Genomic DNA, 12,944 nt, shown 5'->3' on the forward strand with positions numbered 1-12,944 from the left:
TCAGAGAAAGGTTTTCGCGGCGATGCTCTTTTGCACCTCGGTGGTGCCGCCGTAGATGGTGGCCTTGCGCCAGTCGATGTAGTTCGCGGCCAGCGCGTTGTCGAAGGCGCGCAGGTGCTCGCACTCCAGCGCCTCGCCGCGGCGCGCGGCCCTGAGGTACTGCACCCCGCGCGGGCCGGTGCAGTCCATCAGCGCCCGGGTCAGCTCCTGCTGCAGCTCGGTGCTGGTGAGCTTGAGCACCGAGGCCTTGGCCCCGTCCTTGCCGGCGTGGCTGCCGCCGTCTTCGCCCGAGAGCACGCGCATCACCGTCCACTCGTGCACCTGCACCCGCATCTCCAGCTCGGCCAGGCGCTGGCGCATCAGCGGGTCGTCCCACAGCCGGGCGCCGGCGCGGTAGTGGGTCTGCGCCGCCTGGCGCGCGAAATGCAGCAGGCGCTTGCACAGCCCCACCGCGGCCATCTCGGCGCGCTCGAAGCCGAGCAGGAACTTGGCCACCGTCCAGCCCTGGTTCTCCGCGCCCACCAGGTTTTCCAGCGGCACGCGCACGTTGTCGAAATACACCTCGTTCAGGTCGTGCCCGCCGTCGGCCGAGATGATCGGCCGCACGGTGATGCCGGGGCTTTTCATGTCGATCAGCACGAAGGAGATGCCCTCTTGCGCCTTGGCCTTGGCGTCGGTGCGCACCAGCGCGAACATCCAGTCGGCCCAGTGCGCCCAGGTGGTCCAGATCTTCTGGCCGTTGACCAGGTAGTGCTCGCCCTGTGCGTCGCTGCCGCGCACCGCGCTGGTCTTGAGCGAGGCCAGGTCCGAGCCCGAGCCCGGCTCCGAGTAGCCCTGGCACCACCAGGTCCGCAGGCGAAACAGGTCGGGCAGGAATTTCGCCTTCTGCGCTGGCGTGCCGAACTGGTGCAGCACCGGGCTGATCATGTTCAGGTGCGGGATGACGCGCGGCGCGCAGGCCAGCTGGCATTCCTCGTCGAAGATCTTGCGCTGCACCGCGGTGAAGCCCTGGCCGCCGTGCTCGCGCGGCCACGACGGGCCCTGCCAGCCGTGGTCGGCGAGGATGTTGTGCCAGCGCTCGAAATCCTCTTTCTCCAGCCAGGCGAAGCTGGCCACCTTGCGGCGCAGCTCGCCCGGCAGGTGCTGGCGCAGGAAGGCGCGCACCTGCTCGCGGAAGGCCTGGTCGGATGCGTTGTCGGTGAGATCCATGGGGCCATCGTAGGCAAGCGCCCGGCCGCTGGGCAGCTTCGACATAATGGCGAGTGCTAAGCCATTCTTAACACCATCCCTTTCAAGGTGTTGTGCCGTTGCGAGTGCCCATGGGCAGGCAGTTGAGCGTTGAGGGTTGTGCGTTGAGCGTGAAACCCGCAAAACCCAAAACGCACAACGCACAACCTCTTCACTGCGTACAGGGCGCCTATTCGACTCAAGACCTTGAAAGGGATGATTCTTAACACCTGCACCGGAGACAAGGCCCCGCGATGGAAGCCCCGATGACCCTGAGCGAGATCCAGGATTTTCTCGCCGTGGCCGACAGCGGCAGCATCCGCGCTGCCGCCCGCGCGCGCGGCATCACCGCGCCGGCCATGACGCAGAGCATGTCGCGGCTGGAGGCCAAGCTGCATGTGCCGCTGCTGGTGCGCACCACCAAGGGCGTGCAGCTGTCGGATTACGGCAAGGCCTTCCTGGTGCGCGCGCGGGCCATCGCCCGCGAGGTGCAGAAATCCGTCGACGAGCTGGCCCACATGCGCGGCGACAGCCGGGGCATGCTGTACTTCGGCACCTCGGCCACGCCCACCACCACGCTGATCCCGCATGCGGTGGCGGATTTCCGGCGGCTGATGCCGCAGGTCAGCCTCAACATCGTCGGCGGCCTGTACCGCGACCACATGCCGCTGATCCGCTCGGGCGAGATGGAGTTCGCCGTGGGCCCGCTGCCCGCCAGCGGCATAGGCGCGGATTTCGCGGTGGAGGTGCTGTTCGAGAACAACCTGGTGCTGGCCGTGCGCCGCGGCAGCCCGCTGGCCCAGGCCCGGTCGCTGCGCGAGCTGCAGCATGCCGAGTGGATACTCAGCGGCCCGGCCTCGCAGGGCCCGGGCGCCGCCATCCTCGACCTGTTCGCCAACCACCCCGGGCTGGCGCCGCCGCGCATCCAGGTGCAGTCGTCGTCGCTGTCGGTGGTGCAGACGCTGATGATGGAGTCCGACCTGGTCTGCGCGCTGCCGCAGGAGTTCATCCATTCGCGCTGGCTGCAGCCCTTTCTGGAGCAGATCCCGGTGCGCGAGCAGCTGCCGGCCTACCCGATCAGCATGTTCCACCGGGCGGACTACCCGCTGTCTCCCGCCGCCGAGCTGCTCGCCACGCTGATCCGGCGGCATGCGCACTACTTCATGCAGGGCAGGATGGAGAAGCCGGCGGCGTAGGCCGCGAGTACAGCGCAAACGCCAGCTGCGCGCAGCCCGCGGCGATGCCCACGCCCGCGCCCACCTGCCAGGCCAGCGAATAGCTGCCCAGCAGGTCGTAGGCCAGGCCGCCGCCGAAGGCGCCGAAGAAGCTGCCCAGCTGGTGGCAGCAGAACGCCACCCCGGCCAGCATGGCCTGCCAGCGCAGGCCGAAGGTCTGGGCGATCCAGCCCGACACCAGCGGCACCACGCCCAGCCAGAGAAAACCCATGGCCGCCGCGAACACCAAGGTGCTGGCCGGCGTGGGCTGGCTGCCGAAATACCAGACGAACATCAGCGAGCGCAGGATGTAGATCGCACCCAGCAGCGCCTGCTTGTTGTAGCGGCCGCCGGCCCAGCCGAAGCACAGGCTGCCGAGGATGTTGAAGCCGCCGATCAGCGCCAGCGCCTGGGCCGACAGCATCGGGTCCATGCCGCACAGGTCGAGGTAGGCCGGCAGGTGCGTGGTGAGGAACACCAGCTGCATGCCGCAGACGAAATAGGCCAGCACCATCACCACGAAGCGCATCTGCCGCAGCGCGGCGCCCAGCGCCTGGCGGGCGCTGGTGGCTGCTTCGCCGGCGATGCTGCGCGCCGGCGCGCGGTCCACCCGGCCGGCCACCCAGGCCGCGGGCAGCATGGCCAGCGCCAGCAGCACGAAGGCGGCCGCGCCCGCGCGCCAATCCCAGGCCATGCTCGCGGCCTGGCCGATGGGCGCGGCCAGCAATGCGCCGGTGGAGCCCGCCGCCGAAACGATGCCCAGCACCATGCTGCGCGATGCCGGCGACACGGTCTGCGCCGCGACCGCCATGGCCACCGCGCTGCCGGTGGCGGCCAGCGCCACGCCGATCAGCAGCCCCGCGCCCAGCACCACGCCGAGCATGCCCTGCGCCGTTGCCAGCAAGGCCAGGCCGAGGACATAGATGATCGAGCCGAGCAGCATCAGCGGGCGGTAGCCCAGCCGCACGGCCAGCGCGCCGGCAAAGGGCTGGAGCACGCCCCAGGTCAGGTTCTGCACCGAGATGGCGATGGTGAATTCGCTCACCGACATGCCCAGCTCGCGCGTGAGCGGCGGCATGAAGATGCCTAAACTCTGGCGCAGCCCCATGGCCAGGCTGAGCATCAGCGAGGCGCCGGCCAGGATGGGCAGCGCCGGGCGCAGCGCAGCCCAGCGCGCGCTCATAGCGTGGCTTCCGTGCCCAGGATCACCGTGGCCTGGCTCGACAGCTCCACGCCGTTGCCATGCGCCAGCGCCACCTCGGCGCCGGGCACCTGGCGCGCGCCGGCCTGGCCCATCAGCTGCTGCGTGGCCTCGACCAGCGTGAACAGGCCATACATGCCCGGATGCACGCACGACAGGCCGCCGCCATTGGTGTTGACCGGCAGCTCGCCGCCCGGCGCGATGCGCCCGCCCTGCACGAAGGCGCCAGCCTCGCCCTTGCCGCAAAAGCCCAGGTCTTCGAGGAACAGCAGCGTGTTGATGGTGAAGGCGTCGTACAGCTCGAGCACATCCACGTCAGCGGGTTTCATGCCCGCCTGCGCGAAGGCGCGCGCGCCCGAGTCGACCGCGCTGGTGCGCGTCAGATCGGGCATGGCGGTGATGTCGCGGTGGTCGGTGGCCGCGGCCGCGCCCAGCACGTAGACCGGGCGGGCCGCCAGGTCCTTGGCGCGCGCGGCGCTCACCATCACGATGGCGGCGGCGCCGTCCGTCACCAGGCAGCAGTCGCGCACCGACAGCGGCGAGGCCACCATGCGCGAGGCCAGGTACTCTTCCATGGAGAGCGGCTCGCGCATATAGGCATCGGGGTTGAGCTGCGCCCAGCCGCGCGCGGCCAGCGCCACCTCGCCGAGCTGCTCGCGCGTGAGCCCGTACTCGTGCATGTAGCGCGATGCGGCCAGCGCATAGGCGCCGGCGGGGCGGATCAGCCGGTAGGGCGCGTCGTAGGCCGACTGCTTGATCGACGACACCAGCTTGCCCTCGGCGCTGCGCTGGTTGCTGCCGTAGGCGATCAGCGCCACCTCGCACTGGCCGGCCTCGATGGCCAGCGCCGCCCACATCACATGGGTGAGGAAGGCCGAGCCGCCGGTGCGGTTGTTCTCGGTGATGCGCGGCTGTATGCCCAGGTACTCGGCAAAGCCCAGGCCGGAGAGGAAGTCGTCGGGCAGGCCGATGAACAGGCCGTCGACATCGGACGGCTTCAGGCCCACCTGGGCCAGCGCCTGCAGGCTGGCCGCGGTGGCCAGGTCCATCGAGCTGTAGCCGGGCGCCTCGCCCATGCCATAGGTGCTGGCCGCGACAACGGCCGTCTTGCCCCGGGGAAAACGGTCAACAGACATGCTGGCTCCTGATGGTTATTGGATGGGCGTGAACACGACGAGGGGCTTGCCGCCCTCTTCGATCACCTTCGCCTGCACCGCCATGCCGATGCGCACCTGCTGCGGCGCGATGCCATCCACCCGCGACAGCAGGCGCGGACCCTCTTCCAGATCGACCAGCACCACGTTGTAGGGCTCGGCCGGGGGCTTCTGGTTGATCACCGTCACCGCGTGGACGGTGCCGCGCCCGCTGGGCGCCACCCATTCGAGGTCGGTTTCGCCGGTGGCCGGCGCGGCCACCCGGGGGTAGAACACGTGGCGGCCGGTGCTGCGCGAGCGCTGGATGCGGAATTCGCCCCGCGCCAGAAACTGCAGGTACTCTTTTTCGGGCTGGGGAAGCGGGGGAGACTGGAGTGTGGCTGCGCTGCTGCTCATGGGGTCTTGGTGCATCGGTGGTAGGAACACGATGCTAAGGCCGGCCGCCCCGCCCGCGTAAGCTGGCGCAGAGGCACAAGTGCTAAGCGCTGCTTAGCTGTTGCGGGCGGGCGCCCGCCACACCGCCGCCGCCCCGGCCTGCGCCAGCCGCTCCATCACCTGCTGCGTGTGCGCACCGGACGCGCACAGCTCGCCGGGCGCATAGGCCGCGCCGCCGAAGCGCGGCGCCGGCGCGGTCTGCAGCGCCCCCTGGTGTTCGGTGTATACGCCGCGGGCCTGCATGTGCGGGTGCTGCGCCGCCTCGACCGGGCTGAGCACCGCGCCGAAGCACACGTCGGTGGGCTCCAGCAGCGCCTGCCAGTGGGCGCGCGGCTGCGACAGGAACAGCGCCGCCAGCCGTGCGCGGCGCGCGGGCCAGGCGGCCTGGTCCCACTGCGGGCTGGCGAAGCCGGGGTCGGCCTGCAGGCCCAGCGTGGCCAGCAGCAGCGCATAGAACTGCGGCTCGATCGCGCCGATAGTGATGTGGTGGCCGTCGGCGCAGACATAGGTGTCGTAGAACGGCGAGCTGTCGTACATGCTCTTGCCGCGCTCGTCCGCCACCACGCCGCGCTGGCGGGCGCTGAGCATCAGGTTCAGCATGTGGGCCGCGCCATCGACGATGGCCGCATCCACCACCGTGCCCTTGCCGGTGGCGCGCGCCTGCACGATGCCCGACAGCAGCCCGGTCATCAGGTACAGCGCGCCGCCGCCGATGTCGCCCAGCACCGCGAACGGCGACACCGGCCGCGCATCGGCCGGGCTGCTGCCCCACAGCGCGCCCGACAGCGCCGCATAGTTGGTGTCATGGCCGGCGCGGCTGCTGAGCGGGCCGTCCTGGCCCCAGCCGGTCATGCGGCCGTAGACCAGGCGCGGGTTGATGCGCAGGCATTCCTCGGGGCCCAGGCCCAGGCGCTCCATCACGCCGGGGCGCATGCCCTCGATCAGCACATCGGCATCGGCCACCAGCGCCAGCACCAGCTGCCGGCCCTCCTCGGTCTTGAGGTCGGCGAACACCGAGCGCTTGCCGCGGTTCAGTATGCTGCCGGTGGGCGCGGCATCCTTGGCCTCGCGCACCACCGAGATCACATCAGCGCCCAGATCGGCCAGATGCATGGCGCAGAACGGGCCGGGGCCCAGGCCACCGATCTCCAACACCCGGACCGTCTCCAATACCTTCATATCTTCTCTCCTTGAGTTACCCATGGCACGGCGAGTCATCCACACCGCAGAAACTGGCGAGCACCGCCCCGCACCGGGGGCGCTTCATGACAGGCCCGCTGAACCGAGCACGCTCTCGGCCGAGCGCACCAGCGTCAGCAGGCGCGGGCCGACCTCGGTCTCGAGCTTGCTGCACAGCGGGCTGTAGACGGGCAGGGTGAGCGCGAACACCCACAGCTCGCCATCGAGCGGCTGCGACATGCACACCGCGATCGACTGCAGCTCGCGGTGCAGGTCGCCATGGCTGCGGCAAAAGCCGTGGTCGGCGATGTCGCGGCGCGCATCCTGCAGGCGCTGCTCCAGCAGCTCGGCGCGCTGCGGGTCCGACAGGCGCAGGTCGTGCAGGTAGGCCTCGCGCTCCTCGCGCGGCAGCCCGAGCAGATAGGCCCGGCCCGAGGCCGTGCGCGACAGCGAGGCGCGCACCCCCACCTCGGGACGGAAGATCGGGTTGCCCAGGCTGTTGGCCTGCTCCACCAGGCACAGCTCGCGCCTGAAGCCGACCGCCAGCTGCACCTGCCCTTCGGTAAAATCCGCCAGCGCCTGCATCTGCGGCCGCGCGAACTGGCGCAGCGCCATGCGCGCCAGCACCGGCGACGAGAGATTGAGCAGGGCTATGCCGGGCACGTATTTGGACAGCCGCTCCGAATAGCGCAGCAGCCCCAGCTCGCACAGGGTTTCGGTCAGCCGAAACAGTGTGGGCTTGGGCAGGCCGGTCATCTCCATCAGCTCCTTGCCGCTGAGCTCCTGGCATTTGTTGGAAAAGCAGCGAAGAATGGACACGCCGCGCACCAGCGCGCTGACCAGTTTTCCATCGGCTTCCGCGTTCATAAAACCCTCTGCTTATTGGTTGATGTCGAGACATTAGTCTCGATTTTCTCCAGTTTAACCAAGAAGACGGGCAAAAACCCAGCTTCCATACCTGCGGTAAACCCCAGACACGCCCGACTCATTCGCTAGGGTTTTGCAGGCGCACACATTGGATAGCGCTATCCAAAACCCTAGAATCTAGGCCATGCCAACCGGGGGCGGCGATCTCAAGCCGCTCTCCTACAAGTAGGCGGGCATACCTTTCACGGTGCCTGCAGTCCGCTGCCGGCACTATCGCCAGCATCCCGCCCAACCACCCACGCCGCCATGAATCAAGACCACTCGATGCGGAACCCGGGCCGCCGCGCGTTCTTTCGCCGCTCGCTGCCATTGATCCCCGTTGCCACCCTGGCCGCCGCCGGCGGCGGCGCAGCCGTCGTCGCCACGCGCGACCACCTGCCCGCAGTTCCCGGCCCGGCGGTGAACACCGCGGCGGATGCCGCGGCGCAATACCAGCCCAGCTTCTTCAGCGCCGAGGAATACCGCTTCCTGCAGTCGGCGGTGGCGCGGCTGATTCCGCAGGACGAGCTGGGCCCCGGCGCGCTGGAGGCCGGCGTGCCCGAATTCATCGACCGCCAGATGGGCACCGCCTACGCGGCCGGCAGCCTCTGGTACATGCAGGGGCCGTTCCAGCCCGATGCCGCGCCCGAGATGGGCTACCAGCTCAAGCTCAGCCCGCGCGAGGTCTACCGCCTGGGCATCGCCGCCGCCGACCGGTGGAGCGAAAACACGCTCGGCAAGAAGTTTGCCGAACTCTCCGCCGCCGAGCAGGACAAGGCCTTGTCGGCCCTGGAGCACGGCATCGACGGCTTTGACGGCCCGCCGTCCCGGACCTTCTTCTCGATGCTCTGGACCAATACCCGCGAGGGCTTCTTCAGCGACCCGCTGCACGGCGGCAACAAGGGCATGGCGGGCTGGAAGCTGATCGGCTTTCCCGGCGCGCGCGCCGATTTCATGGACTGGGTGGAGCGCGACGAGAAGTACCCGCTGCCGCCCGTGTCGATCCAGGGCCAACGGGGGTAAGGCGAGATGGCAAAGACCATGAAGAAAACCGACGTGGTGGTCATCGGCTTCGGCTGGACGGGCGCCATCATGGCCAAGGAACTGACCGAGGCCGGCCTGAACGTGGTGGCGCTGGAGCGCGGCCCGGCGCGCGACACCGACCCCGATGGCGTGTACCCGCAGACCATGGACGAGCTGACCTACAACTCGCGCAAGAAGCTGTTCGTCGACGTCTCCAAGGAAACCGTCACCATCCGCCACACCGAGAGCGACGTGGCGCTGCCCAACCGCCAGCTCGGCGCCTTCCTGCCCGGCACCGGCGTGGGCGGCGCGGGCCTGCACTGGTCGGGCGTGCATTTCCGGGTCGATCCGGTGGAGCTGCGCCTGCGCAGCCACTATGAGGAGCGCTACGGCAGGCAGTTCATTCCCGAGGGCATGAGCATCCAGGACTTCGGCGTGAGCTATGAGGAACTGGAGCCGCACTTCGACTTTGCCGAGAAGGTGTTCGGCACCTCGGGCACGGCCTGGACGGTCAAGGGCGCCAAGGTCGGCGAGGGCAAGGGCGGCAATCCCTTCGCGCCGGACCGCTCCAGCGACTTTCCGCTGCCCGCGCAGAAGAACTCGGTCTCGGCCATGCTGTTCGCCAAGGCCGCCGAAGCCGTGGGCTACCACCCCTACAACATGCCTTCGGCCAACACCTCGGGGCCCTACACCAACCCCTACGGCGCGCAGATGGGGCCATGCAACTTCTGCGGCTTTTGCAGCGGCTATGCCTGCTACATGTACTCCAAGGCCTCGCCGAACGTGAACATCCTGCCCGCGCTGCGCATGGACCCGCGCTTCGAGCTGCGCACCCTGTGCCAGGCCACGCGCATCAACCTGGCCGAAGACGGCAAGACCGCCACCGGCGTGACCTATGTGGATGCCTCGGGCCAGCAGGTGTTCCAGCCCGCCGACATCGTGGCCGTGTGCAGCTTCCAGTTCAACAACGTGCGCATGCTGCTGCTGTCGGGCATAGGCAAGCCCTACGACCCGGTGAGCAACACCGGCGTGGTGGGCCGCAACTTCGCGTTCCAGAACATGGCCACCATCAAGGTCTTCTTCGACAAGAGTCAACACCACACCAACACCTTCATCGGCGCGGGCGGCAACGGCATCGCGCTGGACGACTTCAACGCCGACAACTTCGACCACGGCCCGCACGGCTTCGTGGGCGGCTCGCCATTCTGGGTCAACCAGGCCGGCACCAAGCCGATTGCCGCCTCGGTCACACCGCCGGGCACGCCCGGCTGGGGCGGCGCCTGGAAGGCCGCCACGGCCGAGTACTACGCCCACCATGTCTCGATGGACGCGCATGGTGCCCACCAGAGCTACCGCGCCAACTACCTGAGCCTGGACCCGACCTACAAGGACGCCTATGGCAATCCGCTCTTGCGCATGACCTTCGACTGGCAGCCCAACGACATCCGCATGAACCAGTTCATGCAACAGAAGATGGGCGTGCTCGCCAAGGCCATGGGCGGCAAGGCCATGGGTATCTATGGCAAGCAGGAAGGCACGCGCTTCGACACCAGCAGCTACCAGACCACGCACCTGAACGGCGGCGCCATCATGGGTACCGACCCGGCCACCAGCGCGCTCAACCGCTACCTGCAGTCCTGGGACGTGCACAACGTCTTCGTGCTCGGCGCATCGGCCTTCCCGCAGGGCCTGGGCTACAACCCCACCGGCCTGGTCGCCGCGCTGGCCTACTGGTCGGCGCGCGCGATCCGCGAGCAATACCTCAAGAGCCCCGGCGCACTGATCAAGGCATGAGGAGCACGCCCATGAAGACACCCAAGCCATTGCGCGTCCTGCCCCTCACGCTGGCCGCCAGCCTGACCCTGCTGGCCGGAGCCGCCGGCCTGGCCTATGCCCAGAAGGACGGCGCGCCGGCAACCGCCGCAACGGCTGCGCGCAGCGATCCGCAGCCCATGGTGACTGCGGCGCCGCACGCGCAGCCCGCATCGGCGCCGCAGCCCGCCAGCGATGCGGTGAGCCGCGGCGCCTACCTCGCCCGCGCAGGCGACTGCGTGGCCTGCCACACCGCACCCGGCGGCCAGCCGTTCGCCGGCGGGCTGGCCATGCCCTCGCCCATCGGCACCATCTACAGCTCTAACATCACGCCCGATGCCAAGACCGGCATCGGCGGCTACAGCTTCGCGGACTTCGACCAGGCCGTGCGCCATGGCGTGGCCAAGGGCAAGGGCAGCCTCTACCCGGCCATGCCCTACCCTTCGTACGCGCGCGTCAGCGAGCAGGACATGCAGGACCTGTTCGCCTACTTCCAGAGCCTGCCGCCGGTGGAGCACGCGGTGCCGGCCAACGGCATTCCCTGGCCGCTGTCCATGCGCTGGCCGCTGGCCATCTGGCGCGGCCTGTTCGCGCCCGATGCGGCCAAGGTGCAGCTCAAGCAGGCCCCCGCGATGGCCGCCAGCGGCGCGCCCAAGGCCGAGCTGCAGGCCCGCGGCGCCTACCTGGTCGAAGGCCTGGGCCACTGCGGCACCTGCCACACGCCGCGCGCCATCACCATGCAGGAAAAAGGCCTCACTGCGGCCGACGCGCAGTTCCTCGCCGGCGGCGCGGCCATGGACGGCTGGATCGCCAAGAACCTGCGCCCAGGCGGCAGCGACGGCCTGGCGCCCTGGAGCGAGCAGGACATCGCGGCCCTGCTCAAGACCGGCCGCAACCCGCACACCGCCGTGTTCGGCGGCATGGCCGAGGTGGTCAGCCACAGCACGCAGCACATGGCGGATGGCGACCTGCGCGCCATCGCTGCCTACCTCAAGGCCCTGCCCGCCGATGGCGCCGCTGCGCCCGCCCGCGCCTACGACGCCGCTGCGGCCGAGGCGCTGTGGCAGGGCGACGACCGCCAGCGCGGCGCGGCGCTGTACCTGGACAACTGCGCCGCCTGCCACCGCAGCGACGGCAAGGGCTACCAGGAGGTATTCCCGGCGCTGGCCGGCAACAGCGCCGTGCTTTCGGCGGATGCGCACAACCTGCTGGCCATCATCCTGAACGGCCACCGGGTGCCGGCCACCGCCACGCGGCCCTCGACCTTCACCATGCCGGCCTTCGGCTGGCGCCTGTCCGATGCGCAGGTGGCCGACGTGGCCAGCTTCGTGCGCGCCAGCTGGGGCAACCAGGCCGGCGCGGTGGATGCGGCGCAGGTGGCCAAGCTGCGCAAGAAGGAATAGGGCCGGTTCACACGAATCCTAGGCCTGCGCCGGGCGCGCATCGGCGCCCGTGGCCGCCTTGCGCTGCTGGCCGTTCAGGTACAGGTTCAGCAGCAGCGCGGTCAGCGCCGCCAGCACGATGCCGCTGTGCGTGAAGGCCGACAGCCACTGCGGCATGCGGCTGAACAATTGGGCATTGACCAGCGGCATCATGCCCACCACCACGCTGACGGCCACGATGAACAGGTTGTTGCGCGATCCGCCCGAGTCGCGGTAGTTGACGCCCGCCAGCACCTTGATGCCGGTGGCCACCACCATGCCGAACATCACGATGCCGGCCCCGCCCAGCACCGACTGCGGAATCAGCGCGAACACCGTCGAGAGCTTGGGAAACAGCGCCAGCACGACCATGATGCCGCCGGCGGTGGCGCAGACCCAGCGGCTCTTGACGCCGGTCACGCCGACCAGCCCCACGTTCTGCGAGTAGGTGACATAGGGGAAGGTGTTGAACACGCCGCCGATCATGGTGGCCAGCCCGTCGACGCGCAGGCCGCGCGTGATGTCGCCGGCATCGACCTTCCTGCCCACCATCTCGGCCACCGCCAGCATCATGCCGGTGGTCTCCACCATCACCACCACCATGATGATGACCAGCGCCATCACCGAGCCGAGGTGAAAGCTCGGCAGGCCGAAGTGCAGCGGCTCGACCAGCTCGAACCAGGGCATGCCCGCGACCCGGCCGAAATCCACCTTGCCCATGGCGGCCGCCAGCGCGAAGCCCACGCCTATGCCCAGCAGCACCGCCACGTTGCGCAGGAAGCCGCGCGCGTGCTTGGTGATGACCACGATGGTCAGCAGCACCACCAGGCTGATGAAGAGATTGGCCGGGTCGCCGGCCGCCGGCCCGCGCCCCGCCACCCAGTTGACGCCGACCGGGATCAGGTTGAGCCCGGTCACCGTGATGACCGTGCCGGTGACCACCGGCGGGAAGAAGCGCACCATGCGCCCGACCAGCGGCGCCAGCAGCATGGTGGCCGCGCCGGCCACGATGATGGAGCCGAACATGCCCAGCAGGCCCACCTCCGGATTCGCCACCATCACCAGCATGGGCGGCACCGCGGCAAAGGTCACGCCCATCATCAGCGGCAGGCGGATGCCGAATTTCCATACGCCCACCGCCTGGATCAGCGAGGCCAGCCCGCAGACGAACAGGTCGGCACTGATCAACAGCGCGATCTGCTCCGTCGTGAGCCTGGCGGCGCCGCCGATCAGGATGGGCACGGCGATCGCGCCGGCATACATCACCAGCACATGCTGCAGCCCGAAGGCCAGCAGCTTGTTGGGCGGCAGCATTTCGTCGACCGGCGCCGGGGGGGGGGGGGGGGGGGGGGGGGGGGGGGGGGGGGGGGGG

General features: G+C 69.3%; 11 protein-coding genes. 4 read left to right on the forward strand and 7 right to left on the reverse strand.

Features of this window, described 5'->3' with window-relative positions; genetic code table 11:
* Positions 1-1,254, reverse strand: a complete 1,254-nt coding sequence (locus ACODRX_RS01410; RefSeq protein WP_488869239.1) for an acyl-CoA dehydrogenase family protein — start codon at positions 1,252-1,254, stop codon at positions 1-3.
* Between the two features lie 239 nt (positions 1,255-1,493).
* Here ACODRX_RS01410 and ACODRX_RS01415 point away from each other — a divergent pair, with 239 nt between their 5' ends.
* Positions 1,494-2,423 (forward strand): LysR substrate-binding domain-containing protein, encoded by a 930-nt coding sequence (locus ACODRX_RS01415; protein WP_488869240.1) that lies wholly within the window; start codon positions 1,494-1,496, stop codon positions 2,421-2,423.
* Here ACODRX_RS01415 and ACODRX_RS01420 read toward each other — a convergent pair.
* The 5 genes from ACODRX_RS01420 to ACODRX_RS01440 all read right to left on the reverse strand — a co-directional run bounded on the left by ACODRX_RS01420 (position 2,389) and on the right by ACODRX_RS01440 (position 7,277).
* Positions 2,389-3,624, reverse strand: coding sequence for an MFS transporter (locus ACODRX_RS01420; RefSeq protein ID WP_488869241.1), 1,236 nt, complete (start codon positions 3,622-3,624; stop codon positions 2,389-2,391). The two genes, ACODRX_RS01415 and ACODRX_RS01420, sit on opposite strands and share 35 nt — an antisense overlap.
* The gene (locus tag ACODRX_RS01425; protein WP_488869242.1) at positions 3,621-4,778 is read right to left on the reverse strand and encodes a thiolase; all 1,158 of its coding nucleotides are present in this window, start codon (positions 4,776-4,778) and stop codon (positions 3,621-3,623) included. The genes ACODRX_RS01420 and ACODRX_RS01425 overlap by 4 nt, the downstream gene beginning before the upstream one ends.
* Before the next feature lie 15 nt (positions 4,779-4,793).
* On the reverse strand, positions 4,794-5,192 hold the full coding sequence (locus ACODRX_RS01430; RefSeq protein ID WP_488869243.1) for a Zn-ribbon domain-containing OB-fold protein: 399 nt from the start codon (positions 5,190-5,192) through the stop codon (positions 4,794-4,796).
* Between the two features lie 93 nt (positions 5,193-5,285).
* The gene (locus tag ACODRX_RS01435) at positions 5,286-6,410 is read right to left on the reverse strand and encodes a CaiB/BaiF CoA transferase family protein (protein WP_488869244.1); all 1,125 of its coding nucleotides are present in this window, start codon (positions 6,408-6,410) and stop codon (positions 5,286-5,288) included.
* An 84-nt stretch (positions 6,411-6,494) separates the two neighbouring features.
* Complete coding sequence (locus tag ACODRX_RS01440; protein ID WP_488869245.1) at positions 6,495-7,277, reverse strand: IclR family transcriptional regulator; 783 nt, start codon at positions 7,275-7,277, stop codon at positions 6,495-6,497.
* Between the two features lie 306 nt (positions 7,278-7,583).
* Here ACODRX_RS01440 and ACODRX_RS01445 point away from each other — a divergent pair, with 306 nt between their 5' ends.
* From ACODRX_RS01445 to ACODRX_RS01455, 3 genes are read left to right on the forward strand one after another with little or no spacing between them, the layout of a single operon-like run.
* A complete protein-coding gene (locus tag ACODRX_RS01445; protein WP_488869246.1) occupies positions 7,584-8,339 on the forward strand; it encodes a gluconate 2-dehydrogenase subunit 3 family protein in 756 nt (251 codons plus the stop codon).
* An 18-nt stretch (positions 8,340-8,357) separates the two neighbouring features.
* Complete coding sequence (locus ACODRX_RS01450; RefSeq protein WP_488869247.1) at positions 8,358-10,133, forward strand: GMC family oxidoreductase; 1,776 nt, start codon at positions 8,358-8,360, stop codon at positions 10,131-10,133.
* Between the two features lie 11 nt (positions 10,134-10,144).
* Positions 10,145-11,554 (forward strand): c-type cytochrome, encoded by a 1,410-nt coding sequence (locus ACODRX_RS01455; protein WP_488869248.1) that lies wholly within the window; start codon positions 10,145-10,147, stop codon positions 11,552-11,554.
* An 18-nt stretch (positions 11,555-11,572) separates the two neighbouring features.
* On the opposite strand, the gene ACODRX_RS01460 is transcribed toward ACODRX_RS01455, so the two are convergent.
* Positions 11,573-12,886 carry a nucleobase:cation symporter-2 family protein gene (locus ACODRX_RS01460; protein WP_488869259.1) on the reverse strand — a complete coding sequence of 438 codons (1,314 nt, stop codon included), beginning with the start codon at positions 12,884-12,886 and terminating at the stop codon, positions 11,573-11,575.
* Positions 12,887-12,944: the final 58 nt, after the last annotated feature.

It is taken from the genome of Comamonas sp. FG99, from assembly GCF_057808605.1.

Bases quoted from the DNA above. Each gene is read 5' to 3' on its own strand.
- ACODRX_RS01440 (WP_488869245.1), bottom strand. From the start codon at position 7,277: ATGAACGCGGAAGCCGATGGAAAACTGGTCAGCGCGCTGGTGCGCGGC.
- ACODRX_RS01445 (WP_488869246.1), top strand. From the start codon at position 7,584: ATGAATCAAGACCACTCGATGCGGAACCCGGGCCGCCGCGCGTTCTTT.
- ACODRX_RS01410 (WP_488869239.1), bottom strand. From the start codon at position 1,254: ATGTCGAAGCTGCCCAGCGGCCGGGCGCTTGCCTACGATGGCCCCATG.
- ACODRX_RS01435 (WP_488869244.1), bottom strand. From the start codon at position 6,410: ATGAAGGTATTGGAGACGGTCCGGGTGTTGGAGATCGGTGGCCTGGGC.
- ACODRX_RS01460 (WP_488869259.1), bottom strand. From the start codon at position 12,886: ATGCTGCCGCCCAACAAGCTGCTGGCCTTCGGGCTGCAGCATGTGCTG.
- ACODRX_RS01420 (WP_488869241.1), bottom strand. From the start codon at position 3,624: ATGAGCGCGCGCTGGGCTGCGCTGCGCCCGGCGCTGCCCATCCTGGCC.
- ACODRX_RS01450 (WP_488869247.1), top strand. From the start codon at position 8,358: ATGAAGAAAACCGACGTGGTGGTCATCGGCTTCGGCTGGACGGGCGCC.
- ACODRX_RS01425 (WP_488869242.1), bottom strand. From the start codon at position 4,778: ATGTCTGTTGACCGTTTTCCCCGGGGCAAGACGGCCGTTGTCGCGGCC.
- ACODRX_RS01415 (WP_488869240.1), top strand. From the start codon at position 1,494: ATGACCCTGAGCGAGATCCAGGATTTTCTCGCCGTGGCCGACAGCGGC.
- ACODRX_RS01430 (WP_488869243.1), bottom strand. From the start codon at position 5,192: ATGAGCAGCAGCGCAGCCACACTCCAGTCTCCCCCGCTTCCCCAGCCC.
- ACODRX_RS01455 (WP_488869248.1), top strand. From the start codon at position 10,145: ATGAAGACACCCAAGCCATTGCGCGTCCTGCCCCTCACGCTGGCCGCC.